Origin of the sequence: Streptomyces fumanus (assembly GCF_014655295.1) — a bacterium.
In the GTDB taxonomy this organism is placed as follows: domain Bacteria; phylum Actinomycetota; class Actinomycetes; order Streptomycetales; family Streptomycetaceae; genus Streptomyces; species Streptomyces fumanus.
This window is the reverse complement of record NZ_BNBI01000020.1, coordinates 95,340-119,429: the sequence shown is the minus strand read 5'-3', so window position 1 is coordinate 119,429 and position 24,090 is coordinate 95,340. Positions and strand designations below refer to the sequence as shown.

General features: G+C 74.2%; 21 protein-coding genes. 14 read left to right on the top strand and 7 right to left on the bottom strand.

What is annotated here, in order from left to right:
• Positions 1 to 8 precede the first annotated feature (8 nt).
• Positions 9 to 644, bottom strand: a complete 636-nt coding sequence (locus IE316_RS32790) for a TIGR03085 family metal-binding protein (protein ID WP_190208191.1) — start codon at positions 642 to 644, stop codon at positions 9 to 11.
• An 83-nt stretch (positions 645 to 727) separates the two neighbouring features.
• On the opposite strand from IE316_RS32790, the gene hisI reads away from it, so the two are divergent.
• From hisI to lgt, 11 genes are all read left to right on the top strand, one after another.
• Positions 728 to 1,117: a phosphoribosyl-AMP cyclohydrolase gene (gene hisI / locus IE316_RS32785; protein ID WP_190208190.1), complete on the top strand. Its 390-nt coding sequence runs from the start codon at positions 728 to 730 to the stop codon at positions 1,115 to 1,117.
• 11 nt (positions 1,118 to 1,128) lie between these two features.
• Positions 1,129 to 2,607 (top strand): anthranilate synthase component I, encoded by a 1,479-nt coding sequence (locus IE316_RS32780; RefSeq protein WP_190208189.1) that lies wholly within the window; start codon positions 1,129 to 1,131, stop codon positions 2,605 to 2,607.
• A gap of 52 nt (positions 2,608 to 2,659) precedes the next feature.
• Complete coding sequence (locus tag IE316_RS32775; protein WP_190208188.1) at positions 2,660 to 3,301, top strand: TIGR02234 family membrane protein; 642 nt, start codon at positions 2,660 to 2,662, stop codon at positions 3,299 to 3,301.
• A gap of 186 nt (positions 3,302 to 3,487) precedes the next feature.
• The gene (locus tag IE316_RS32770) at positions 3,488 to 3,745 is read left to right on the top strand and encodes an HGxxPAAW family protein (protein WP_190208187.1); all 258 of its coding nucleotides are present in this window, start codon (positions 3,488 to 3,490) and stop codon (positions 3,743 to 3,745) included.
• Between the two features lie 90 nt (positions 3,746 to 3,835).
• Complete coding sequence (locus IE316_RS32765; RefSeq protein WP_190208210.1) at positions 3,836 to 4,288, top strand: DUF2752 domain-containing protein; 453 nt, start codon at positions 3,836 to 3,838, stop codon at positions 4,286 to 4,288.
• Positions 4,289 to 4,409: 121 nt separating this feature from the next.
• A complete protein-coding gene (gene trpC, locus IE316_RS32760; RefSeq protein ID WP_190208186.1) occupies positions 4,410 to 5,219 on the top strand; it encodes an indole-3-glycerol phosphate synthase TrpC in 810 nt (269 codons plus the stop codon).
• Between the two features lie 19 nt (positions 5,220 to 5,238).
• Positions 5,239 to 5,436, top strand: coding sequence for a tryptophan biosynthesis modulator TrpM (gene trpM / locus IE316_RS32755; protein ID WP_190208185.1), 198 nt, complete (start codon positions 5,239 to 5,241; stop codon positions 5,434 to 5,436).
• A 113-nt stretch (positions 5,437 to 5,549) separates the two neighbouring features.
• A complete protein-coding gene (trpB, locus tag IE316_RS32750; protein ID WP_190208184.1) occupies positions 5,550 to 6,833 on the top strand; it encodes a tryptophan synthase subunit beta in 1,284 nt (427 codons plus the stop codon).
• Positions 6,830 to 7,645, top strand: coding sequence for a tryptophan synthase subunit alpha (trpA, locus tag IE316_RS32745; protein ID WP_190208183.1), 816 nt, complete (start codon positions 6,830 to 6,832; stop codon positions 7,643 to 7,645). The genes trpB and trpA overlap by 4 nt, the downstream gene beginning before the upstream one ends.
• 63 nt (positions 7,646 to 7,708) lie before the next feature.
• A complete protein-coding gene (locus IE316_RS32740) occupies positions 7,709 to 8,485 on the top strand; it encodes a DsbA family protein (protein WP_190208182.1) in 777 nt (258 codons plus the stop codon).
• Between the two features lie 85 nt (positions 8,486 to 8,570).
• Positions 8,571 to 9,557, top strand: a complete 987-nt coding sequence (gene lgt / locus IE316_RS32735) for a prolipoprotein diacylglyceryl transferase (protein WP_190208181.1) — start codon at positions 8,571 to 8,573, stop codon at positions 9,555 to 9,557.
• A 67-nt stretch (positions 9,558 to 9,624) separates the two neighbouring features.
• Here the strand turns inward: lgt and IE316_RS32730 are convergent, their stop codons facing one another.
• The 6 genes from IE316_RS32730 to IE316_RS32705 form a co-directional block, all read right to left on the bottom strand.
• Positions 9,625 to 10,440, bottom strand: a complete 816-nt coding sequence (locus IE316_RS32730) for an HpcH/HpaI aldolase/citrate lyase family protein (protein ID WP_190208180.1) — start codon at positions 10,438 to 10,440, stop codon at positions 9,625 to 9,627.
• The gene (locus IE316_RS32725; protein WP_190208179.1) at positions 10,437 to 11,633 is read right to left on the bottom strand and encodes a CaiB/BaiF CoA transferase family protein; all 1,197 of its coding nucleotides are present in this window, start codon (positions 11,631 to 11,633) and stop codon (positions 10,437 to 10,439) included. Before IE316_RS32725 ends, IE316_RS32730 begins: the two co-directional genes overlap by 4 nt.
• The gene (locus IE316_RS32720) at positions 11,630 to 12,994 is read right to left on the bottom strand and encodes an ADP-ribosylglycohydrolase family protein (RefSeq protein WP_190208178.1); all 1,365 of its coding nucleotides are present in this window, start codon (positions 12,992 to 12,994) and stop codon (positions 11,630 to 11,632) included. The genes IE316_RS32725 and IE316_RS32720 overlap by 4 nt, the downstream gene beginning before the upstream one ends.
• An 88-nt stretch (positions 12,995 to 13,082) precedes the next feature.
• On the bottom strand, positions 13,083 to 14,246 hold the full coding sequence (locus IE316_RS32715) for an ADP-ribosylglycohydrolase family protein (RefSeq protein ID WP_190208177.1): 1,164 nt from the start codon (positions 14,244 to 14,246) through the stop codon (positions 13,083 to 13,085).
• Positions 14,243 to 15,577: an ADP-ribosylglycohydrolase family protein gene (locus tag IE316_RS32710; protein WP_373311381.1), complete on the bottom strand. Its 1,335-nt coding sequence runs from the start codon at positions 15,575 to 15,577 to the stop codon at positions 14,243 to 14,245. The genes IE316_RS32715 and IE316_RS32710 overlap by 4 nt, the downstream gene beginning before the upstream one ends.
• A complete protein-coding gene (locus IE316_RS32705) occupies positions 15,574 to 16,584 on the bottom strand; it encodes an ADP-ribosylglycohydrolase family protein (RefSeq protein ID WP_229910647.1) in 1,011 nt (336 codons plus the stop codon). The genes IE316_RS32710 and IE316_RS32705 overlap by 4 nt, the downstream gene beginning before the upstream one ends.
• 240 nt (positions 16,585 to 16,824) lie before the next feature.
• Between IE316_RS32705 and IE316_RS32700 the strand changes: the two genes are divergently transcribed.
• The 3 genes from IE316_RS32700 (at position 16,825) to IE316_RS32690 (ending at position 23,982) form a co-directional block, all read left to right on the top strand.
• A complete protein-coding gene (locus IE316_RS32700; RefSeq protein WP_190208176.1) occupies positions 16,825 to 17,556 on the top strand; it encodes a VIT1/CCC1 transporter family protein in 732 nt (243 codons plus the stop codon).
• 458 nt (positions 17,557 to 18,014) lie between these two features.
• On the top strand, positions 18,015 to 22,526 hold the full coding sequence (gene gltB, locus IE316_RS32695; RefSeq protein ID WP_190208175.1) for a glutamate synthase large subunit: 4,512 nt from the start codon (positions 18,015 to 18,017) through the stop codon (positions 22,524 to 22,526).
• Positions 22,519 to 23,982 carry a glutamate synthase subunit beta gene (locus IE316_RS32690; protein WP_190208174.1) on the top strand — a complete coding sequence of 488 codons (1,464 nt, stop codon included), beginning with the start codon at positions 22,519 to 22,521 and terminating at the stop codon, positions 23,980 to 23,982. The genes gltB and IE316_RS32690 overlap by 8 nt, the downstream gene beginning before the upstream one ends.
• Positions 23,983 to 24,090: the final 108 nt, after the last annotated feature.

The following is a 24,090-nucleotide window of genomic DNA, read 5'->3' as shown; positions in this document are numbered from 1 at the left end:
ACCCGACCTCAGAGCCCGAGCTGCTTCGTCTCGTGCAGACGCGCGATCGCGTCCTTGTCCCCGTCCAGCCCCACCGCCGCCGCGCTCTGCCGCCCGAAGGCGAACAGCAGCAGCTCCGACGGCTCGCCCGTCACCGTCACCACCGGCGTACCGCGATGGGCGACCGCCGTCCGGCCGTCCGGGCGGCGCAGCACCAGGCCGGTCGGGATGCCCCGGCCCAGCAGCCGGACGATCCGCTCCAGCCGCGACCACAGCGCGTCCTGGAAGACGCCGTCCAGCTCCCGCGGCGCCCAGTCCGGCTGGGCCCGCCGCACGTCCTCGGCGTGCACGTAGAACTCCACCGTGTTCGCCGCCTCGTCGACCTGCTTGAGGGAGAACGGCGAGAACCGCGGCGGCCCGGACCGCAGCAGCCGGATCAGCTCCTCGTACGGCTTGGCGGCGTACTCCTCCATCACCCGGTCCAGCCGCGACGCCAGCGGCTTGATCATATTGCCGCCGGCCGCGTCCGGCCGGCGCTCGCGCACCACCAGGTGGGCGGCGAGCTGACGGGTGCGCCACCCCTCGCACAGGGTCGGGGCGTCCGGACCCGCCGTCTCCAACAGATCGGCGAGCAGAAGCCGTTCACGCTTGGCGAAAGTCGACATGGCAGCCAGCCTACGGCCGCGCCCCGGGTCCGCACAGTGGACGGCACCGGACCGCGCCCCCCGCACCCGGCACAATGGTCGGCATGACCAGCACGTCCAGCCCGCTCGACGCGGACCTCGCCGCGCGCCTCAAGCGCAGCCCCGACGGCCTCCTGCCCGCCATCGCCCAGCAGTACGACACCGGCGAGGTGCTGATGCTCGGCTGGATGGACGACGAGGCGCTGCACCGCACCCTGACCACCGGACGCTGCACCTACTGGTCGCGCAGCCGCCAGGAGTACTGGGTCAAGGGCGACACCTCCGGCCACGTCCAGTACGTCAGGTCCGTCGCCCTGGACTGCGACGCCGACACCGTGCTGGTCAAGGTCGACCAGGTCGGCGCCGCCTGCCACACCGGCGCCCGGACCTGCTTCGACGCCGATGTGCTGCTCACGGACGACGCGGCCACTGGCGCGCCCGCCGCGGATCAGTAAGGTCTGCGGCCATGGACCTCGACACGTTCCGCAAGCTGGCCACCGACACCCGGGTCATCCCCGTCACCCGCAAGCTCCTCGCCGACGGCGACACCCCGGTCGCGCTCTACCGCAAGCTCGCCGCCGAACGCCCCGGCACCTTCCTGCTGGAGTCCGCGGAGAACGGACGGTCCTGGTCCCGTTACTCCTTCGTCGGCGTCCGCAGCGCCGGCACCCTCACCGAGCGCGACGGCCGCGCCCACTGGCTGGGCACCCCGCCCGTCGGCGTCCCCGTCGACGGCGACCCGCTCGCCGCGCTGCGCGCCACCGTCGAGACCCTGCACACCCCCCGCCAGGAGGGCCTGCCCCCGTTCACCGGCGGCATGGTCGGCTACCTCGGCTACGACATCGTCCGCCGCCTGGAGAAGCTCGGCCCCGGCGACCGCGACGACCTCAAGCTGCCCGAGCTGACCATGCTGCTCACCAGCGACCTCGCCGTGATGGACCACTGGGAGGGCTCGGTCCTGCTGATCGCCAACGCGATCAACCACAACGACCGGGAGACCGGCGTCGACGAGGCGTACGCCGACGCCGTCGCCCGCCTGGACGCCATGGAGGCCGACCTCTCCCGCCCGGTGGCCCAGCCCCCGGCCGCGCTGCCGCCCTCCGAGCTGCCCGAGTACACCGCCCGCTGGGGCGGCCCCGACTTCCGGGAGGCCGTCGAGGACATCAAGGAACGCATCCGCGCGGGCGAAGCCTTCCAGGTCGTCCCCTCCCAGCGGTTCGAGACGCCGTGCACCGCCAGCGCCCTCGACGTGTACCGGGTGCTGCGGGCCACCAACCCCTCCCCGTACATGTACCTGCTGCGCTTCGACGGCTTCGACGTCGTCGGTTCCTCCCCCGAGGCGCTGGTCAAGGTCGAGGACGGCCGGGCCATGCTGCACCCCATCGCCGGCACCCGGCACCGGGGCGCCACCCCCCAGGAGGACCAGGCGCTCGCCGAGGAACTGCTCGCCGACCCCAAGGAGCGCGCCGAGCACCTGATGCTGGTCGACCTCGGCCGCAACGACCTGGGGCGGGTCTGCGAACCCGGCTCCGTCGAGGTCGTCGACTTCATGTCCGTCGAGCGGTACTCCCACGTCATGCACATCGTCTCGACGGTCACCGGACGCGTCGCCCCCGGCCGCACCGCCTTCGACGTGCTCACCGCCTGCTTCCCGGCCGGCACCCTCTCCGGCGCCCCCAAGCCGCGCGCCCTGCAGATCATCGACGAACTCGAACCCTCCCGCCGGGGCCTGTACGGCGGCTGCGTCGGCTACCTCGACTTCGCCGGCGACTCCGACACCGCCATCGCCATCCGCACCGCCCTGCTGCGCGACGGCACCGCCCATGTGCAGGCGGGCGCCGGGATCGTCGCCGACTCCGACCCGGTCGCCGAGGACACCGAGTGCCGCAACAAGGCCGCGGCGGTGCTCCGCGCGGTGCACACCGCGAACCGGCTCGCCCGGTAGGGCGCTTCTCACGTGAACCCCGGGTGACGCTCCGCCCGGGGTTCAGGCGATAGTGGAGTACGTGACTGCCGTACCGCACCCCCGTCCCGACGCCGCGCGACCCTCCCGGGCCGGCCGCCGGAGTCTCGCCCTGGCGCTGCTGAGCGGAGCCCTGGGCGCGGCCGTCGCCCTGCTGGCCACCCGGCAGCGGTGGTCCGAGGGCACCGCGACGGTGGCCGGCGGCGACTTCCCGCTGACCGCCCAGGGCAGTGACGTCACCGGCGTCCCCGCCGCGCTCGCCATAGTGGGCCTCGCCGCGCTCGTCGCCGTCTTCGCCGTCCGCCGGGCCGGCCGGGCCGCCGTCGCCGCGCTGCTCGCGCTGTGCGGCGCCGGGACCGTCGCCGCCGCCCTGCTCGGCGCCTCCGACGGCTCCGCCCTGGACGAGAAGGCCGCCCGGGCGGCCGGCGACACCTCGGCCACCGTGCACGCCCTCACCCACACCGCCTGGCCCTACGTCGCCGCCGCCGGCGGCGCCCTGATCCTGCTGGCCGGCCTCCTCGCCCTGCGCTACGGCCGGCTCTGGCCCGCGATGTCCGGCCGCTACGAGCGCTCCGGCGCCCCCCGCCCCCGCCGCGCCGCCCGCCCCGCCGACCCGGACCGCCCCGAGGACCTGTGGAAGGCCCTGGACCGCGGCGAGGACCCCACCGGCGCCTAGAGCGGACCCCACCGGCGCCTGAGCGACCCCGCCGGGCGCGGTTCGGCCGGCTCCGCGCGGGCACTCGGGTCGGCGTGTCACCCGGGTGCCGCGTTGCGCACCCCGAACTCACGGCACGCGCGCGCGTACGCGAGAATGAGCCCGAGCGTCCTGCTCAGACACGTACACAGCAACGAGGAGCATGCAATGGCGGACAGCAGCCACGGCCACACCCCGGCCGCCTGGACCGGTGTCATCATCGCCTTCATCGGTTTCTGCATCGCGGGCGTCTTCATGGTGGCGGCCCAGCCGGTGGGCTTCTGGGTCGGCATCGCGCTCACCCTCCTCGGCGCGGTCGTCGGCGGCATCATGCGCATGATGGGCATGGGCCAGCCGAAGGACGCGCACCCCGTGCACAAGACCACCGACCCGGGCCAGCACCGGCCGGCCGGCATCAAAGTCTGACCGGCGGCGCGCGGCGACGCGGACGACCCGGCCGAGGGGCGGCCGGCACCGAGAGTGCCGGGACCGCCCCTCGCGCGCGTGCGGGGCACAATGCCGGACATGGACGCCGACCGCCGGGACCCCACGCACCCGCCCTCGCGCGCGCCCGGCCGCGCGGCCCGGCTGGCCGTCCCGGCCGGGGTGCTCGCCGCCGTCGCCGCCGCCTTCGCCTACGTCGGCGCGGTCGACCCGAACGAGCCCGGCCACTACCCCGCCTGCCCGCTGCTGAGCCTGACCGGCCTGTACTGCCCTGGCTGCGGCGGCCTGCGCAGCGCCCACGCCGTCGTCCACGGCGACCTGCCGGCCGCCCTCCAGGCCAACGCCCTGGCCGTCGCCGCCTACCTGGGCTTCGCCGCGCTGTGGGCCGTCTGGGTGGTGCGCGCCGCCCGGGGCCGGCCGCCGCGGCCCGGACCGGGACCGGTCCACCTGTGGTCGCTGGGCGCGCTGCTGCTGGTCTTCACCGTTGTCCGGAACCTGCCGTTCGGTGGCTGGCTCCACCCTTGATCACCCCGCGAAATCCCAGGTAATGGGACCGGCGTCAACCGGATGCGTGGCCCCCGCCCTGCTGCGGATACCATCGGGAGAGGCCGTGAAGAAGTAAACCGTCTGGAAGGGGGCCGCTCGCGTGAGTGTGCTCGACGAGATCATCGACGGAGTCCGTGCCGACCTCGCGGAGCGGCAGGCGCGCGTCAGCCTCGACGAGCTCAAGGAGCGCGCGGCCAAGGCACCCGCCGCCCGGGACGGGCTCGCCGCGCTCAAGGGCGACGGCGTCAAGGTGATCTGCGAGGTCAAGCGCTCCAGCCCGTCCAAGGGCGCGCTGGCCGCGATCGCCGACCCGGCCGCGCTCGCCGCGGACTACGAGGCGGGCGGCGCCGCCGTCATCTCGGTCCTCACCGAGCAGCGCCGCTTCGGCGGCTCGCTGGCCGACCTGGAGGCCGTCCGCGCCCGCGTGGACATCCCCGTGCTGCGCAAGGACTTCATCGTCACCTCGTACCAGCTCTGGGAGGCCCGCGCGTACGGCGCCGACCTGGCGCTGCTGATCGTCGCCGCCCTGGAGCAGTCGGCCCTGGAGTCGCTGATCGAGCGCGCCGAGTCCATCGGCCTGACCCCGCTGGTCGAGGTGCACGACGAGGACGAGGTGGACCGCGCGGTCGAGGCCGGCGCCAAGGTCATCGGGGTCAACGCCCGCAACCTCAAGACGCTGGAGGTCGACCGCGGCACCTTCGAGCGCGTCGCCCCGGAGATCCCCGAGGGCCTGGTGAAGGTCGCCGAGTCCGGCGTCCGCGGCCCCCACGACCTGATCGCCTACGCCAACGAGGGCGCCGACGCCGTCCTGGTCGGCGAGTCCCTGGTGACCGGCAAGGACCCCAAGACCGCCGTCGCCGACCTGGTCGCCGCCGGCACCCACCCCGCACTGCGGCACGGCCGGGGCTGATCCCGCTAGGCTTGGCCCGATGCCCCTGCCGACGACCCCGACCACGCCCCGGGACCCGTACGCCCGCCTCGCGCGCGGCTGCCGCCCCCGGGGCTGCCGCGCGCCCGCGCGCCGGGTCCACGGCCGCCGGGTCCGCTACGTCATCGGCGACGAGCCGGGTCAGGTGAACGGGATGCGATGGCCTCGGCGCCTCCTCGGGGGCGCGGGGCTGCAGTGAAGGTGCGACTCCGTCGCGTGGGCGTGACCCGCCACGACGGAGCCGCGGTCGCCCGACCACCCCGCCCCCACGGCGATCCGTGTCTCCCTACACACTCACCGTGAGGTACACCCATGCCCAGCCAGTTCTTCCTCCCCGACCCGGAGGGCCAGGTCCCGAGCCCCGAGGGCTACTTCGGGGCGTACGGCGGCAAGTTCATCCCCGAAGCGCTCGTCGCCGCCGTGGACGAGGTCGCCGTCGAGTACGACAAGGCCAAGTCGGACCCGGAGTTCGCCCGCGAACTCGACGACCTGCTGGTCCACTACACCGGCCGCCCCTCGGCGCTCACCGAGGTCCCCCGGTTCGCGGCGCACGCCGGCGGCGCCCGCGTCTTCCTCAAGCGCGAGGACCTCAACCACACCGGCTCCCACAAGATCAACAACGTGCTGGGCCAGGCCCTGCTGACCCGGCGCATGGGCAAGACCCGGGTGATCGCCGAGACCGGCGCCGGCCAGCACGGCGTGGCCACCGCCACCGCCTGCGCCCTGTTCGGCCTGGACTGCACGATCTACATGGGCGAGGTCGACACCCGGCGGCAGGCCCTCAACGTCGCCCGGATGCGGATGCTCGGCGCCGAGGTCGTCGCCGTGAAGTCCGGCAGCCGCACCCTGAAGGACGCCATCAACGAGGCGTTCCGCGACTGGGTCGCCAACGTCGACCACACCCACTACCTGTTCGGTACCGTCGCCGGCCCGCACCCCTTCCCCGCGATGGTCCGCGACTTCCACCGCGTCATCGGCGTCGAGGCCCGCCGCCAGGTGCTGGAACAGGCCGGCCGGCTCCCGGACGCCGCGATCGCCTGCGTCGGCGGCGGCTCCAACGCCATCGGCCTCTTCCACGCCTTCATCCCCGACGCGTCCGTCCGCCTGATCGGCTGCGAACCGGCCGGGCACGGCATCGAGACCGGCGAGCACGCGGCCACCCTCTCCGCGGGCGAACCCGGCATCCTGCACGGCTCCCGCTCCTACGTCCTCCAGGACGACGAGGGCCAGATCACCGAGCCGTACTCCATCTCGGCCGGCCTGGACTACCCGGGCATCGGCCCCGAGCACTCCTACCTCAAGGACTCCGGCCGCGGCGAGTACCGCGCGGTCACCGACGCCGCCGCGATGGAGGCGCTGCGCCTGCTGTCGCGCACCGAGGGCATCATCCCGGCCATCGAGTCCGCGCACGCCCTCGCGGGCGCCCTGGAGGTCGGCCGGGAACTGGGCGAGGACGGGCTGATCGTCGTCAACCTCTCCGGCCGCGGCGACAAGGACATGGACACCGCCGCCCGCTACTTCGGGCTGTACGACACCGACGCCGAGGTCGCCGAGAACGCCTCCGGCAGCGCCGAGATCGAGGGGGACGCCAAGTGAGCGGGAACGTACGGCTGCTGGACGACACCCTCGCCGCCGCCAAGGCCGAGGGCCGCGCCGCCCTCATCGCCTACCTCCCGGCCGGCTTCCCGACCGTCGACGGCGGCATCGAGGCCGTCAAGGCCGCCCTGGACGGCGGCGCCGACATCGTCGAGGTCGGCCTGCCGCACAGCGACCCCGTGCTGGACGGCCCGGTCATCCAGACCGCCGACGACATCGCCCTGCGCGGCGGCGTGAAGATCGCCGACGTGCTGCGCACGGTCCGTGAGGCGCACGCGGCCACCGGCAAGCCGGTGCTGGTGATGACGTACTGGAACCCCATCGACCGCTACGGCGTCGAGCGGTTCACCGCCGAGCTGGCCGAGGCCGGCGGCGCCGGCTGCATCCTGCCCGACCTGCCGGTGCAGGAGTCGGCGCTGTGGCGCGAGCACGCCGAGAAGCACGGGCTGGCCACCGTCTTCGTGGTCGCGCCCAGCAGCAAGGACGGGCGGCTCGCCGAGATCACCGCGGCCGGCAGCGGCTTCGTCTACGCCGCCTCCCTGATGGGCGTCACCGGCACCCGGGAGACGGTCAGCTCGCAGGCCGAGGACCTGGTCCGGCGCACCCGCGCCACCACCGACCTGCCGGTCTGCGTCGGGCTCGGCGTCTCCAACCCCCGGCAGGCCGCCGAGGTCGCCGCCTTCGCCGACGGCGTGATCGTCGGCTCGGCCTTCGTCAAGCGGATGCTGGACGCCCCCGACCACGCCGCCGCCGTCGAGGGCGTCCGCGCGCTCGCCGGGGAGCTGGCGAAGGGCGTGCGCGGAACCGCGTAACCCGAACGGGTGGACCTGGGGCCGGGGAGGCGCGGTGCGCCTCCCCGGTTCGTTCTGCGGGGTGTGAGCGAGAAGAACCGTGAGGGAAAGCGCACCGCCCGCGAGCAACTGGCGGTCGAGCGTGAGAAGCACAAGCGCGCGGAGAAGCGGCGGCGCGCACTGATCGTCGGCACCGCCGTCGCCGGCGTCCTGGCGCTCGCCGCGGTGATCGGCGTGATCGCGGCGAGCGCGGGCAAGGACGAGGGCGGCGGCGAGGCGTCCGGCCCGGCCGTCGCGCCCTCGGGCGCCCAGGGCAAGGACGCACTGGCGATCCCGGTCGGCAAGGAGAGCGCCAGGTCCACGCTCACCGTCTGGGAGGACTTCCGCTGCCCGGCCTGCAAGGGCTTCGAGCAGGCGTACCGCTCGACCATCCACAAGCTGACCGAGGCCGGACAGCTCAAGGTCGAGTACCACCTGGCCACCATCATCGACGGCAACATGGGCGGCAGCGGCTCCCGCACCGCCGCCAACGCCGCGGCCTGCGCCCAGGACGCCGGGAAGTTCACCGCCTACCACGACGTGCTCTACGACCACCAGCCCGCCGAGACCGACGACGCCTTCGCCGACGAGGACAAGCTGATCGAGCTGGCCGGCAAGGTCGAGGGCCTCACCACCCCGCGGTTCCGCCGCTGCGTCACCGAGAGCACGCACGGCACCTGGGTGGAGAAGTCCGACGCCGCCTTCCAGAAGGGCGACTTCCAGGGCACCCCGACCGTCCTGCTGGACGGCAAGAGCATCTACGGGGACCGCTCGATGACCCCCGCGAAACTGGAGCAGATGGTGCGGGAGGCCAACGCGTAGCCGCCCCGCCGGCCCCGCCTGTTATGCACCCGTAGCCGGGCTGCCCGGCGCGGGCCCGGCCGGGCACGGTAGCGTCGACCCTGCCATGGAACTTGCCTACATCCCCAGCCCGTCGCGCGGAGTGCTGCACCTCGGCCCCGTTCCGCTGCGCGGCTACGCCCTCTGCATCATCATCGGCGTCTTCGTCGCCGTCTGGTACGGCAACAAGCGCTGGGTCGCGCGCGGCGGCCGGGCCGGCACGGTGGCCGACATCGCGGTCTGGGCCGTTCCCTTCGGCCTGATCGGCGGCCGGCTCTACCACGTCGTCACCGACTACGAGCTGTACTTCGGGGACGGCCGGAACTGGGTGGACGCCTTCAAGATCTGGGAGGGCGGCCTCGGCATCTGGGGCGCGATCGCGCTCGGCGCGCTGGGCGCCTGGATCGGCGCCCGGCGCCGGGGCATCCCGATGCCCGCGTACGCCGACGCCGTCGCCCCCGGCATCGCCTTCGCCCAGGCCATCGGCCGCTGGGGCAACTGGTTCAACCAGGAGCTGTACGGGCGGGCCACCGATCTGCCGTGGGCGCTGAAGATCACCTCGTCGGACGGCGGCCGGGTCCCCGGCACCTACCACCCGACGTTCCTGTACGAGTCCCTGTGGTGCGTCGGCGTCGCGCTGCTGGTGATCTGGGCCGACCGGCGCTTCACGCTGGGGCACGGCCGGGCGTTCGCGCTGTACGTCGCCGCGTACTGCGCGGGCCGCTTCTGGATCGAGTACATGCGCGTCGACGACGCCCACCACATCCTCGGCCTGCGGCTGAACAACTGGACCGCGCTGGTGGTGTTCCTGCTGGCGGTCACGTACATCGTGCTGTCGGCGCGGAAGCGGCCGGGGCGCGAGGCGGTGGTCGAGCCGGGGGCGGACGCCGACTCCGGTGCCGGGGAGGCCGGCTCCGACGCGGGGGAGACCGCGGTGGAGGAGCCCGCGGAGGCCGCGTCCGCCGAGGGCGAGCATGCTGACGGCGAGCCCGCCGGGGACGCCGTCGGCGAGGGCGATATCAAGGACGGGGCCGGGTCGGCGAAGAAGAGCTGACCGGCACCGCGCACGCGTGTCGGCGAGGGCGTCCGGAGCACTGCTCCGGGCGCCCTCGGCGTGTGCGTCAGGGCCGCCGGGACCGGGAGAGCGTGCGCTGGGCCGCCGCGACCACCGCCGCGTCGATGAACCGGCCGTCCGGCAGCGCCTGCGCCCCCTGCTCCCGGGCCGCCGCCTTCAGTACCGTCTCCGCTTCCTCCAGCTCCGCGGCGGTGGGCCGGTAGGCCCGCTCGATCACCGGCAACTGCCGCGGGTGGATCGCCGCCCGGCCGAGGAAACCCAGGGCGCGGCCGTGCGCGCAGGAGGCGGCGAGGCCCGCCAGGTCGCGGGTGTCGGGATGGACGGACTGGCAGGGCGGGGCCAGTCCCGCCGCCCGCGCCGCGACGATCACCCGGGAGCGCGACCAGTCCAGGCCGGTGTCGCCGGCCACCCCCAGGTCGGCGCAGAGATCGGCCTCGCCCAGGGCGATGCCGCGCAGCGACGGGTGGGCGGCGGCGATCGGGTACGCCCGCTCCACCGCGAGCGCCGACTCCAGCAGGGCGTACAGCGGGGGGCCGCCGGTGGCGTCGGCGACCGCGCCGATCTGCTCGGGCGAGGTCACCTTCGGCAGCCGCAGCCCCGACAGGCCGGGCAGCCCGGCCACCGCCTTCAGATCGGCCGCCGCCCAGGCGCCGCCCAGGGCGTTCACCCGGACGTGCACCGGCAGCAACTGCGGCCCGGACAGCAGCTCGGCGGTGGCCGCGCGGGCGTACTCCTTGCGGTCGGGGGCGACCGCGTCCTCCAGGTCGATCACCACCACGTCGGCGCCGGCCGCCAGCGCCTTGGCGACCACGTGCGGCCGGTCCCCGGGGGCGTACAGCCAGGTCAGCGGCGGCGGTGTCATACGGCGCCCGCCTCGCGCAGCAGTTTCAGATCGCCCGGGGTGAGGCCCAGCTCGGCGAGGACCTCCTCGGTGTCGGCGCCGTGCGGGCGGCCCGTCCAGCGGATCGCGCCGGGCGTCGCGGAGAGCCGGAAGAGCACGTTCTGCATCCGGATCGGGCCCAGCTCGGGGTCCTCGACGGTGGTGACGGTGTCCAGCGCCCGGTACTGCGGGTCGGCCAGCACGTCCCGTACGTCCTGCACCGGGGCGACCGCGGCCTCGGCCGCCTCGAAGGCGGCGAGCACCTCGGCGCGGGGGCGGCGGGCGATCCAGTCGCCGACCGCCGGGTCCAGGACGTCGGCGTGCCGGGCCCGGCCGGCGCCGGTGGCGAACCAGGGCTCGTCGATCAGCTCGGGGCGGCCCACCAGGCGCATCACCCGCTCGGCGACCGACTGCGCGGAGGTGGAGACGGCGACCCAGGTGCCGTCGGCGGTGCGGTAGGTGTTGCGCGGGGCGTTGTTCGCGGAGCGGTTGCCGGTGCGGGGCTGGACCAGGCCGAGCTGGTCGTACCAGAGGGGCTGGGGGCCCAGCACGGTCAGGATCGGCTCGATGATCGCCAGGTCGACCACCTGGCCCTCGCCGGTGCGGTCCCGGGCGGCCAGCGCGGTCAGTACCGCGTACGCCGTGGCCAGGGCGGCGATGGAGTCGGCGAGGCCGAACGGCGGCAGGGTCGGCGGCGCGTCCGGTTCGCCGGTGACCGCGGCGAACCCGCTCAGCGCCTCGGCGAGGGTGCCGAAGCCGGGGCGGTGCGCGTGCGGCCCGAACTGGCCGAAGCCGGTGACGCGGGTGAGGACCAGCCGGGGGTTGGCCTCGCGCAGGTCGTCCCAGCCGAGCCGCCAGCGTTCCAGGGTGCCGGGGCGGAAGTTCTCGACGACCACGTCGGCGGTGGCGGCCAGGCGCAGCAGGGTGTCGCGTCCGCCGGGCTTGGACAGGTCGAGGGTGATGGTCCGCTTGTTGCGGCCGAGCAGTTTCCACCACAGGCCGACGCCGTCCTTGGCCGGGCCGTGGCCCCGGGCCGGGTCGGGGCGCAGGGGGTGCTCGACCTTGACGACCTCGGCGCCGAAGTCGCCGAGCAGGGTGGCCGCGAGGGGTCCGGCGAAGAGGGTGGCGAGGTCCAGGACGCGCAGGCCGGTGAGGGGGGCGGCGGTGTCGGTCATGGGCGGGTGGCTTCCCGGTGGGTGAGGTGGGCGAGGGCGTCGAAGCCGGTGCCGTCGAGGCCGGCGACGGAGGTGGCGAGGCGGTTCTTGAGCGGGGCCGTCCAGTGGTCGCCCAGCGCGGCGGGGTCGCCGGTGAGCAGGGCGGCGACGCTGCCGGCCGCCGCCCCGGCGGAGTCGGTGTCCCAGCCGCCGGATACCGCGCGGCGGATGGAGCCGGTGAAGTCGCCGCCGGCGTGGGTGAGGGCGGCGGCGATCAGGGCGGTGTTGGGGATCGCGTGCACCCAGTGGTGGGTGGGGGAGTGCACGGCGTGCAGGGCGTCCACGACGGTGTCGAAGTCGTCGTGGGCGGCGGCCAGGTCCAGGGCGTCGCGGACGGCGCGGGCCAGCCGGGAGCCGGGCGGCACGACGGTGAGGCCGGTGCGCAGACAGGCGTGGACGTCGTGGGTGCCGGTGGCGGCGGTGGCGATGACGGCGGCGGTGAACATCGCCGCGTAGACGCCGTTGGCGGTGTGGGTGAGGGTCGCGTCCCGGTGGGCCTGGGCCGCGGCGGCGGCCGGGTCGCCGGGGTTGGTCCAGCCGTGCACGTCGGCGCGGATCAGGGCGCCGATCCACTCGCGGAAGGGGTTGCGGTGCCGGGCGGTGTCCGGGGGGTCGAGGCCGGCGAGGAGGTTGCGGTAGGCGACGCGTTCGGCGGTGAAGGTGCGGCCCGCCGGCAGTTCGTCCAGCCAGAGGCGGGCCACGTCGGCGGTGCGGAAGGCGCGGCCGTGCCGCTGGAGGAGCAGCAGGTTGAGCAGGGGGTAGTTCAGGTCGTCGTCCTCGGGCATCCCGTCGATGTTCTCGGCGAGGGAGGTGCCCGCCGAGCGGCGGTTCCAGGGGTGCGCGGCGGCCAGCTCCGGGGGCACGCCGCGGGCGGTGAAGTACCTGGTCAGGGGCCAGTTGCCGGTGGCGCGGGCGAGGCGGCGGATGCCGTCCAGGGGGAGTTTCTCCACGGGTTTGCCGAGCAGGCAGCCGACCGCCCGGCCGAGCCAGGCGGCCTCCAGGCGGCGCGGACCGAGCGGCTCGCCGGGCGGGAGCGGGGCGGGCCAGTCCGGGCAGCGGGCCCGGATGTCCGCCAGGCCGGTCGGCTCGTCCGCCGCCAGCGGGCTGGGCAGCCCGGCGAGTTCGTCGAGCAGCTCCTCGGCGAGCGACCGCAGGTACGGGGAGGCCGGCTCGGGGGAGGCGCCGGCGCGGGCGGGTGCCTCCCCGCCACCGGCGGCCCGCCAGCGCCGGGCGACCGCCGTCGCGTCCCGGCCGTCCTGCGCGGCCTGCCGCAGCTCGTGCCCGACCAGATCCTCGGGCTGCACCCAGGTCAGCCGGAGCATGGGTGACCTCCGGTCCGGCGGGGCGCCCGCAGGGGGACGGCGGGGTGGTGCGGGACGTGGTGGGCGGGGACGGCGGGGCGGTCCCGGGTCAGGCGGGGCACTGGTCGCCTCCCACCTCGGCGAACGCCCGTTCGTGTGCGCGTCGCCGGTGCACGTCCCGGGTGAAGACCTCCCGGGCCACCTCGGTGAGGGTGGCCGCGGGCGCCCACAGGTCCAGGCGGCTGGCCTCCGCGACCGTCTTCGCCCACTCCTCGGGGACCGGTGAACCCAGCGCCCCGGTCAGCGCGCCGGCCATGGTGGCGATGGAGTCGCAGTCCCGGCCGTAGTTCACCGCGCCCAGCACGGCGTGCCGGTGGTCGCCGCGGGCGACGATCACCATGCCGAGCGCGACGGGCAGTTCCTCGATCGCGTGCAGCCGCGACGGGCGACGGGCGCCCAGCGACGGGGCGCGGTAGTCCGGGCCCACCGTGTCGTACGGGGCGACCGCCGCCCGCAGCGGCGCCAGCGCCGACTCGAACTCCGTATGCCCCGCGGCGACTTCGCAGACCCGTTCGATGGCCGCGCGGGTGCCGTCCTTCGCCAGCGCCAGGGCGGCCGCGACCACCGAGTCCGGTGTCGCGCCGGGCGCGCAGGCCGCAGCGACCGCCGCCGCGAAGACCCCGGCCGCCTCCCGTCCGTACGACGACTGGTGCGCGCCCGCGAGGTCCAGCGCCTCGGCGTACGCGCCCGCCGGGTGGGCCGCGTTGACCAGGCCGACCGGGGCCATGTACATCGCCGCGCCGCAGTTGACGACGTTGCCGACGCCGGCCTCGCGCGGGTCGGCGTGGCCGTAGTGCAGCCGCGTGACGAGCCACTTCTCGGCGAGGAAGATCCGCTGGAGGGGCAGCGCCTCGGCCTCCAGCTCCGGGATCCAGCGCGGGGTGGTCATCAGGTCGGGCACCAGGTGCTCCGCGACCGCGTACGCGTCGAGGTGGTCGCGGACGGTGGCGTACACCCTGATCAGGGCGTGTGTCATGAGGGTGTCGTCGGTGACGTGCCCGTCGCCCTTGTGGTACGGGGCGAGGGGGCGGGCGGTGCGCCAGGCGTCGCCGTGCCAGGGACCGACGACGCCGGACACCCGGCCGCCGTGGCGTTCCAGGATCTGTTCGGGGGAGTAGCCCTCGACCGGGCCGCCGAGGGCGTCGCCGACCGCGGCGCCGACCAGGGCGCCGGTGATCCGTTCCGCGAGGGTGGCCGCTGCCGTCGAGGTCATGGTCCGCTGGGTCCTTCCGGTCGGGGCAACTGGGCGGCGGCGAGCAGCGCGGCGAGTTCCACCAGGTCGGTGCCGGTGAGCTGGGGCAGCACACAGCCGGAGAGGGTGCGGCAGGCGTCCCGCCAGGGCGCGGGGACGGCGGCGGCGCCGCCGAGCGCGCCGGTGAGGGCGCCCGCCAGGGCCGGGGCGGAGTCCGCGACCCGGGACAGACAGGCCGCCGCCGGGACCGCCTCCGCGAGCCGGCCGCCGGCGGCGGTGGCCAGGGCGAGGGCGACCGGGACGGTCTCGGCGGCGGCGATGCCGTAGCTGTAGACGTGGTCGACGATCTGGTGTTCCAGGAGCGGCACCAGGGCGAAGGTGCTGCCGGCGGTCGCCGCGAGGTCCAGCGCCTGGCGGGCGTTGCGGCCGATCTCCGTGCCCTCGGGCAGCTCGGCGAGCGCGGCGCGGACGCAGGCGTGCACGTCGGCGCCGGCGAGGGCGCGGGACAGCGCCGCCGCCATCGCCCGCGCGCCGTGCACGCCGTCGCCGTCCTGGGTGTAGCGGGCGTCGAACTCGGCGAGGTCCGCGGCGGTGTCCGGGTCGCCGGGGTGGGCGACGGCGAGGACACAGGCCCGGACGCAGGCGGCGTCGTCGAAGTAGTGCGGGTTGTCGTGACCGGTGGCGGGCGGGCGCAGCCCGGTGGCCAGGTTGCCGAGCCCGGCCCGCACGGAGATCCGGGCGCGCAGCGGCAGGACGGCCGACTCCACCTCGGGGGCGCGCTCCGCGGCGGCGGCGACCTCGGCGGCGACGGCGTTCCAGGTCAGGTCGATGGCCGCGCGCATCCGGCGCTCCCGGCCCAGGTCGCCGAGCGCCTCGTCGTCCCCGGCCCGCAGCACCGCCTCGGCGGCGAACACCGCCCACTCCGCGTCGTCGGAGGGCCCCAGCCGCAGCGGCTCCGGCGGCTGGTTCAGGGCGATGGGCACGGGCAGCGTGGTCGTCGCGTTCTGCTCCGCGAAGGTGTCCAGCTCCCGGGTCAGCCGCCGGGTCCACTCCGGCATCCGCGCGGCCCGGTGCCGCGCGGCCGGCCACCCGGCGGCGTCCCCGGCGGCCAGCCCGAGCAGGAGCCCCTCGATGCGGTGGTGGGCGGGACGGGGGTCGGCGGTGGGTGCGGACTCGGCCGCGTCTTCGCGTTTCGCCGCGCGTCCGGCCCCGCACGCGGGCGCGGGCGGCGGCGCCGCCACCGGCATGCCGGTGTACGCCGCCGTCGTGGGGAAGGCCGGAGCGGTACCCGGCGGGACCGGTGCGGCGACCGGGCCGGCGTACGCAGTCGGGGCCGGCCGGGGACGGGTCATCGGCGGGTCTCCGCCGGGTCGGGGGCGGGTGGGGTGAGCAGGTCCGCGAGGTCCAGGACGTGGTGGCCGGCCATGGCGGGCAGACAGGTGCCGCGGGCCGGGCCGATGGCCGCCGCCCAGGCGGCCGGGATCGCCGCGGCGCCGCGCGTCGCCCCGGCCAGCGCGCCCGCGACCGCCGCCGTCGTGTCGGCGTCGCGGCCCATGTTGACGGCGGTGAGCACGGCGTCCGCGAAGTCGCCGCCGGCCGCCGCGTACGCCCCGAAGGCGAGGGCGACCGCCTCGGGCGCCAGGTCGGTCCAGGGGTAGCCGCCGACCACCACCGCGGAGCGGACCGCGCGTTCGCCGCGGTGGGCGGCGGTCACCGCGCGGCGCAGCGACCGGGCGGTCCAGGAGTCGTCCGGGACGACGGCCAGCGCGGCGGCCACCACCGCGACCACCGGCGCCCCGGCCATCGCCGCCGCGACCCCCGCCGCCACCGCCTGGCCGCCGTAGAGGCCCTCGCCGTCGTGGCTGACCGAGCCGTCGACGGCGGCCAGCCGGGCCGCCTCGGCCGGGCGGCCCGCCGCGAACACCCCGTGGGGCGCCGCGCGCATGGCCAGCCCGTCGCTCCAGGCGTGCCGGTGCTGTGCGGAGATCGGCGCGGCCAGGCCCCGGCGCAGGTTCTCCAGGGTGCCGCGTTCGCTGAAGCCGGCGCCCCGGAACGGGCCCTCGTCGCGGTCGGCGATCCACTCGTGCCAGGCCGCCTCCACATGGGCCGGGGTGAGCCCCGCGCCGTGCCGGGCGAGCAGCAGCCCGGAGAAGATCGCGTACTCCGTGTCGTCGGTGCCGGCGGGCCGGTCGGCCACGTATCCGGTGATGCGGCCCCAGCGAGCGCGGATCTCCGAGGGCCTCAGGTTCTCGGCCGGGGCCCCGAGGGCGTCCCCGACGGCGAGGCCGAGCAGTGCGCCGCGCGCCCGTTCGCGGAGTGCGGCCGTGTTCCGGGGCGCGGTCGACGCGGTCGCTGTCATGCGGCCTCCTCTCCCTCGGCGGAACTGTCCCCGGTGCGCGGCCCGCCGCAGCCTGACCGGCCGCAGCATCACCCGGTCGACATATGTGCGGGCATGATCACGGATGAGCAAATCGGCGCAAAGCCGCAGGTTAGCCCAGCCTTTCCTTGCTGGCGCGAAGGGAATGGGCGGCGTACATTCGATGTTGTCGAGAAGTGGAATACGTCTAAAGAAGCTGAAGAAGCTGCTGGGGGAGCCTCCATGGCCATCATCGAGACCGAAGCGGCGCTGCACGAGGCGCACCGCGACAACCACACCCACCGGGATGTCAACGGCGGCTGGCTGCGCCCCGCGGTCTTCGGCGCGATGGACGGCCTGGTCTCCAACCTCGCCCTGATGACCGGTGTCGCGGGCGGCGCCGTCAGCCAGCAGACCGTGGTGCTGAGCGGACTGGCGGGCCTGGCCGCCGGCGCCTTCTCCATGGCCGCCGGCGAGTACACCTCCGTCGCCTCCCAGCGCGAGCTGGTCGAGGCCGAACTGGACGTCGAGCGCCGCGAGCTGCGCAGGCACCCGGCGGACGAGGAGGCCGAGCTGGCCGCCCTCTACCAGGCGCGCGGCGTCGAGCCCGGCCTGGCCCGCGAGGTGGCCCGCCAGTTGTCCCGGGACCCGGAGCGGGCGCTGGAGATACACGCCCGCGAGGAACTGGGCATCGACCCCTCCGACCTGCCCTCGCCGCTCGTCGCGGCCGTCTCCTCGTTCGGCTCCTTCGCGCTGGGCGCCGTCCTGCCGGTGCTGCCCTATCTGCTCGGCGCGACCGCGCTGTGGCCCGCGGTGCTGGTGGCGCTCGCGGGGCTGTTCCTGTCCGGCGCGGTGGTGGCGAAGGTGACGGCGCGCAGTTGGTGGTTCAGCGGACTGCGGCAGTTGGTGCTGGGCGGCGCGGCGGCCGGTGTGACGTACCTCCTGGGCAACCTGTTCGGAACGGCCGTAGGATAGCCCGGCCCGGACTTATGCGAGGGACCGCATAAGTACCCGTTACTCGTTGGTTTCGAGGGCGTGACCGCCGGGCATGAGCCGTAAGCGCTGCGGGCAACGGGGCCCGTGGCGTACCCGCGGGGCGGGCGAAGACGCCCCTCCCGCCCTTCCGGACCGACGGGCATCGATCTGTCCGCCGAGGTCCCCAGAGCCTTCCACCGCCGGGCGCGGAACCCCCGTCGCGACCCCCGCGGTGTCCGCATGTTGGAACGAAGTATCCGGTTCCCGAGAACCGCTCCATCATGTAACCTGCACGAAATTTTGTAGCCACGCAGAGGGCCAGCGTCGTCCCTCGGCACATGTACATATGCCAGATGACGACGACGGGAGAGCCGATGCGTACGCCGCGCCAGCCGTCCCAGCACTCCGCGAATGGCCGAAACTGGTCGTTCATGGATGCTCGCCCTGCTGCGCAGGGTATGTACGACCCCCGCAACGAGCACGACGCCTGCGGCGTCGGCTTCGTCGCCACTCTCACCGGCGAGGCGTCCCATACGCTGGTCGACCAGGCCCTCACCGTGCTGCGCAACCTGGAGCACCGGGGTGCCACCGGCTCCGAGCCCGACTCGGGCGACGGCGCGGGCATCCTCTCCCAGGTGCCGGACGCCTTCTTCCGCGAGGTGGCCGGATTCGAGCTGCCCGCCGCCGGCGGCTACGCGGTCGGCATCGCCTTCCTCCCGCAGGACGGCACCGAGGACGCCGTCTCGCGCATCGAGACGATCGCGTCCGAGGAGGGCCTGACCGTCCTCGGCTGGCGCGAGGTCCCGGTCGCCCCCGGGCTGCTCGGCGCCACCGCCCGCTCGACCATGCCGGTCTTCCGCCAGCTCTTCGTCACCGACGGGGCCTTGGAGGGCATCGCCCTGGACCGCCGGGCGTTCGTGCTGCGCAAGCGCGCCGAGCGCGAGGCCGGGGTCTACTTCCCGTCGCTGTCCGCGCGGACCATCGTCTACAAGGGCATGCTCACCACCGGCCAGTTGGAGCCCTTCTTCCCGGACCTGTCCGACCGCCGGTTCGCCTCCGCGATCGCGCTGGTGCACTCCCGGTTCTCCACCAACACCTTCCCGTCCTGGCCGCTCGCCCACCCGTACCGCTTCGTCGCCCACAACGGCGAGATCAACACGGTCAAGGGCAACCGCAACTGGATGGCGGCCCGCGAGTCCCAGCTCGTCTCCGACCTCTTCGGCGACCAGGAGAAGATCGACCGGATCTTCCCGATCTGCACCCCCGACGCCTCCGACTCCGCCTCCTTCGACGAGGTCCTGGAGCTGCTCCACCTCGGCGGGCGGTCGCTGCCGCACTCCGTGCTGATGATGATCCCGGAGGCGTGGGAGAACCACGACTCCATGGACCCGGCCCGCCGCGCCTTCTACCAGTTCCACTCCACGATGATGGAGCCCTGGGACGGCCCGGCCTGCGTCACCTTCACCGACGGCACCCAGGTCGGCGCGGTCCTCGACCGCAACGGCCTGCGCCCCGGCCGCTACTGGGTCACCGACGACGGCCTGGTCGTCCTCGGCTCCGAGGTCGGCGTCCTCGACATCGACCCCGCCAAGGTCGTCCGCAAGGGCCGCCTCCAGCCCGGCCGCATGTTCCTGGTGGACACCGCCGAGCACCGCATCATCGAGGACGACGAGATCAAGGCCGCCCTCGCCGCGGAGAAGCCGTACGCCGACTGGCTGCAGGCCGGCGAGATCGAGCTGTCCGACCTGCCCGAGCGCGAGCACATCGTGCACACCCACGCCTCGGTCACCCGCCGCCAGCAGACCTTCGGGTACACCGAGGAGGAGCTGCGCGTCATCCTGGCGCCGATGGCCAAGGCCGGCGCCGAGCCGATCGGCTCCATGGGCACCGACTCCCCGATCGCCGCGCTCTCCGAGCGGCCCCGGCTGCTGTTCGACTACTTCACCCAGCTCTTCGCCCAGGTCACCAACCCGCCGCTGGACGCCATCCGCGAGGAACTGGTCACCTCCCTGCGCTCCTCGCTGGGCCCCCAGGGCAACCTGCTGGAGCCGACCGCCGCCTCCTGCCGGACCGTCGTGCTGCCCTTCCCGGTGATCGACAACGACGAGCTGGCCAAGCTCATCCACATCAACGCCGACGGCGACATGCCCGGCTTCAAGGCCGCCACCCTCTCCGGCCTGTACCGGGTGCACGGCGGCGGCGAGGCCCTCGCCGCCCGCATCGAGGAGATCTGCGCCGAGGCCGACGCCGCCATCGACAACGGCGCCCGGCTGATCGTCCTCTCCGACCGGCACTCCGACGCCGAGCACGCCCCGATCCCGTCGCTGCTGCTCACCGCGGCCGTCCACCACCACCTCATCCGCACCAAGCAGCGCACCCAGGTGGGCCTGCTGGTCGAGGCCGGCGACGTCCGCGAGGTCCACCACGTCGCCCTGCTCATCGGCTACGGCGCCGCCGCCGTCAACCCCTACCTGGCGATGGAGTCCGTCGAGGACCTGGTCCGGGCCGGCACCTTCCTGCCCGGCATCGAACCAGAGAAGGCCATCAAGAACCTGATCTACGCCCTCGGCAAGGGCGTGCTGAAGGTCATGTCCAAGATGGGCATCTCCACCGTCGCCTCCTACCGCGGCGCCCAGGTCTTCGAGGCCGTCGGCCTGGACGAGCACTTCGTCGCCAAGTACTTCAACGGCACCGCCACCAAGATCGGCGGCGTCGGCATCGACGTCATCGCCCAGGAGGTCGCCGCCCGGCACGCCAAGGCGTACCCGGCCAGCGGCATCGCGCCCGCGCACCGGGCGCTGGAGATCGGCGGCGAGTACCAGTGGCGCCGCGAGGGCGAGCCGCACCTGTTCGACCCGGAGACGGTCTTCCGCCTCCAGCACTCCACCCGCTCCGGCAAGTACGAGATCTTCAAGAAGTACACCGAGCGCGTCAACGAGCAGTCCGAGCGGCTGATGACGCTGCGCGGCCTGTTCGGCTTCAAGTCCGACCGGCAGCCGATCCCGCTCGACGAGGTCGAGCCGGTCTCCGAGATCGTCAAGCGGTTCTCCACCGGCGCCATGTCGTACGGCTCCATCTCCCAGGAGGCGCACGAGACCCTCGCCATCGCCATGAACCAGTTGGGCGGCAAGTCCAACACCGGCGAGGGCGGCGAGGACCCCGAGCGCCTGTACGACCCGGCCCGCCGCTCCTCGATCAAGCAGGTCGCCTCCGGCCGCTTCGGCGTCACCTCCGAGTACCTGGTCAACGCGGACGACATCCAGATCAAGATGGCCCAGGGCGCCAAGCCCGGCGAGGGCGGCCAGTTGCCCGGCCACAAGGTCTACCCGTGGGTCGCCAAGACCCGGCACTCCACGCCGGGCGTCGGCCTGATCTCGCCGCCGCCGCACCACGACATCTACTCCATCGAGGACCTAGCCCAGCTCATCCACGACCTGAAGAACGCCAACCCCCAGGCGCGCATCCACGTCAAGCTGGTCTCCGAGGTCGGCGTCGGCACCGTCGCCGCGGGCGTCTCCAAGGCCCACGCGGACGTCGTGCTCATCTCCGGTCACGACGGCGGCACCGGCGCCTCCCCGCTCACCTCGCTCAAGCACGCGGGCGGCCCCTGGGAGCTGGGCCTGGCCGAGACCCAGCAGACCCTGCTGCTCAACGGCCTGCGCGACCGGATCGTCGTGCAGACCGACGGCCAGCTCAAGACCGGCCGCGACGTGGTCATCGCCGCGCTGCTCGGCGCCGAGGAGTTCGGCTTCGCCACCGCGCCGCTCGTCGTCTCCGGCTGCGTCATGATGCGCGTCTGCCACCTCGACACCTGCCCGGTCGGCATCGCCACCCAGAACCCGGTGCTGCGCGACCGCTTCTCCGGCAAGGCCGAGTACGTGGTGAACTTCTTCAAGTTCATCGCCGAGGAGGTCCGCGAGATCCTCGCCGAGCTGGGCTTCCGCTCCATCGAGGAGGCCGTCGGCCACGCCGAGGCCCTCGACGTCACCCGCGCGGTGAACCACTGGAAGGCGCAGGGCCTGGACCTGGCCCCGCTGTTCCACGTGCCCGAGCTGCCCGAGGGCGCGGTCCGCCACCAGGTCACCGTCCAGGACCACGGCCTGGAGAAGGCGCTCGACAACGAGCTGATCAAGCTCGCCGCCGACGCGCTCGCCGCCTCCGGCGCCACCGAGGCCCAGCCGGTGCGCGCCCAGGTCCCGATCCGCAACATCAACCGCACGGTCGGCACCATGCTCGGCCACGAGGTGACCAAGAAGTTCGGCGGCGCGGGCCTGCCCGACGACACCATCGACATCACCTTCACCGGCTCCGCCGGCCAGTCCTTCGGCGCCTTCGTCCCCCGCGGCGTCACCCTGCGCCTGGAGGGCGACGCCAACGACTATGTCGGCAAGGGCCTGTCCGGCGGCCGGATCATCGTCCGCCCGGACCGCGGCGCCGACCACCTCGCCGAGTACTCCACCATCGCCGGCAACACCATCGGCTACGGCGCCACCGGCGGCGAGATGTTCCTGCGCGGCAAGGTCGGCGAGCGGTTCTGCGTCCGCAACTCCGGCGCGACCGTCGTCGCCGAGGGCGTCGGCGACCACGGCTGCGAGTACATGACCGGCGGCCACGCCGTCGTCCTCGGCGAGACCGGACGCAACTTCGCGGCCGGCATGTCCGGCGGTGTCGCCTACGTCATCGACCTCGACCGGGACAACGTCAACGCCGGCAACCTGGACGCCGTACGCGCCCTGGACGACGCCGACAAGCAGTGGCTGCACGACGTGGTGCGCCGCCACGCCGAGGAGACCGGGTCCACCGTCGCCGGCAAGCTGCTCGCCGACTGGCCCGCCTCCGCCGAACGCTTCACGAAGATCATCCCCAGCACCTACCAGGCCGTGCTCGCCGCCAAGGACGCCGCCGAGCGAGCCGGACTCTCCGAGTCCGAGACCCACGAGAAGATGATGGAGGCGGCGATCAATGGCTGACCCGAAGGGCTTTCTGAACCACGGCCGCGAGGTCGCCGCGTCCCGCCCCGTCGAGGAGCGCGTGCGGGACTGGAACGAGGTCTACGTCCCCGGCTCCCTGCTGCCGATCATCAGCAAGCAGGCCAGCCGCTGCATGGACTGCGGCATCCCGTTCTGCCACAACGGCTGCCCGCTGGGGAACCTGATCCCCGAGTGGAACGACTACGCCTACCGCGAGGACTGGTCCGCCGCCTCCGAGCGGCTGCACGCCACCAACAACTTCCCCGAGTTCACCGGCCGGCTCTGCCCGGCGCCCTGCGAGTCGGCGTGCGTGCTCGGCATCAACCAGCCGCCGGTGACCATCAAGAACGTCGAGGTCTCCATCATCGACAAGGCGTGGGAGACCGGGGACGTCGCCCCCCAGATCCCCGAACGCCTGTCCGGCAAGACGGTCGCGGTGATCGGCTCCGGCCCCGCCGGACTCGCCGCCGCCCAGCAGCTCACCCGGGCCGGCCACACCGTCGCCGTCTACGAGCGCGCCGACCGCATCGGCGGGCTGCTGCGGTACGGCATCCCCGAGTTCAAGATGGAGAAGCGGCACATCAACCGCCGTATCGAGCAGATGCGCGCGGAGGGCACCCGGTTCCGCACCGGCGTCGAGATCGGCCGCGACCTGAAGGCCACCGACCTGAAGAAGCGCTACGACGCCGTCGTCATCGCCGTCGGCTCGACCACCGCCCGCGACCTGCCGGTCCCCGGCCGCGAACTCAAGGGCGTCCACCAGGCGATGGAGTACCTGCCGCTGGCCAACAAGGTCCAGGAGGGCGACTACGTCACCTCCCCGATCTCGGCCGAGGGCAAGCACGTCGTCGTCATCGGCGGCGGCGACACCGGCGCCGACTGCGTGGGCACCGCCCACCGCCAGGGCGCCGCCTCGGTGACGCAACTGGAGATCATGCCCCGCCCGGGCGACGAGCGGAACCCGCTCACCCAGCCCTGGCCGACCTTCCCCATGCTCTACAAGGTCACCTCGGCCCACGAGGAGGGCGGCGAGCGGATCTACTCCGTCTCCACCACCCACTTCGAGGGCGACGAGGACGGCAACGTCCAGTGGCTGCACATGACCGAGGTCGAGTTCACCGACGGCAAGCTGGTCCAGAAGCCCGGCACCGAGCGGAAGATCCCGGCCCAGTTGGTCACCCTCGCCATGGGCTTCACCGGCCCCGACAAGGACAACGGCCTCATCGAGCAGTTCGGCCTGGAGCTGGACGCGCGCGGCAACATCGCCCGCGACGCCGACTTCCAGACCAACGTGCCCGGCGTGTTCGTCGCCGGTGACGCCGGCCGCGGCCAGTCGCTCATCGTCTGGGCGATCGCCGAGGGCCGCTCCGCCGCCAAGGGCGTCGACCGCTACCTGACCGGCGCCAGCGACCTGCCCGCCCCGATCCGCCCGACCGACCGCGCCCTCGCGGTCTGACACACCCCCGACTGTCCCGTACAACGGCGTACGGAACACCGGACGGCGCCCGCCCCCTGTCCCCGACCGGACGACGGGGCGGGCGCCGTCGCACCACCCCGCCGGCCG

Excerpts from the sequence above, each read along its gene's own strand:
- IE316_RS32790 (WP_190208191.1), bottom strand. The coding sequence starts at position 644 with ATGTCGACTTTCGCCAAGCGTGAACGGCTTCTGCTCGCCGATCTGTTG.
- hisI (WP_190208190.1), top strand. The coding sequence starts at position 728 with ATGACCAGCACGTCCAGCCCGCTCGACGCGGACCTCGCCGCGCGCCTC.
- IE316_RS32780 (WP_190208189.1), top strand. The coding sequence starts at position 1,129 with ATGGACCTCGACACGTTCCGCAAGCTGGCCACCGACACCCGGGTCATC.
- IE316_RS32770 (WP_190208187.1), top strand. The coding sequence starts at position 3,488 with ATGGCGGACAGCAGCCACGGCCACACCCCGGCCGCCTGGACCGGTGTC.
- IE316_RS32765 (WP_190208210.1), top strand. The coding sequence starts at position 3,836 with ATGCCGGACATGGACGCCGACCGCCGGGACCCCACGCACCCGCCCTCG.
- trpM (WP_190208185.1), top strand. The coding sequence starts at position 5,239 with ATGCCCCTGCCGACGACCCCGACCACGCCCCGGGACCCGTACGCCCGC.
- trpB (WP_190208184.1), top strand. The coding sequence starts at position 5,550 with ATGCCCAGCCAGTTCTTCCTCCCCGACCCGGAGGGCCAGGTCCCGAGC.
- lgt (WP_190208181.1), top strand. The coding sequence starts at position 8,571 with ATGGAACTTGCCTACATCCCCAGCCCGTCGCGCGGAGTGCTGCACCTC.
- IE316_RS32730 (WP_190208180.1), bottom strand. The coding sequence starts at position 10,440 with ATGACACCGCCGCCGCTGACCTGGCTGTACGCCCCCGGGGACCGGCCG.
- IE316_RS32725 (WP_190208179.1), bottom strand. The coding sequence starts at position 11,633 with ATGACCGACACCGCCGCCCCCCTCACCGGCCTGCGCGTCCTGGACCTC.
- IE316_RS32720 (WP_190208178.1), bottom strand. The coding sequence starts at position 12,994 with ATGCTCCGGCTGACCTGGGTGCAGCCCGAGGATCTGGTCGGGCACGAG.
- IE316_RS32715 (WP_190208177.1), bottom strand. The coding sequence starts at position 14,246 with ATGACCTCGACGGCAGCGGCCACCCTCGCGGAACGGATCACCGGCGCC.
- IE316_RS32710 (WP_373311381.1), bottom strand. The coding sequence starts at position 15,577 with ATGACCCGTCCCCGGCCGGCCCCGACTGCGTACGCCGGCCCGGTCGCC.
- IE316_RS32705 (WP_229910647.1), bottom strand. The coding sequence starts at position 16,584 with ATGACAGCGACCGCGTCGACCGCGCCCCGGAACACGGCCGCACTCCGC.
- IE316_RS32700 (WP_190208176.1), top strand. The coding sequence starts at position 16,825 with ATGGCCATCATCGAGACCGAAGCGGCGCTGCACGAGGCGCACCGCGAC.
- gltB (WP_190208175.1), top strand. The coding sequence starts at position 18,015 with ATGTACGACCCCCGCAACGAGCACGACGCCTGCGGCGTCGGCTTCGTC.
- IE316_RS32690 (WP_190208174.1), top strand. The coding sequence starts at position 22,519 with ATGGCTGACCCGAAGGGCTTTCTGAACCACGGCCGCGAGGTCGCCGCG.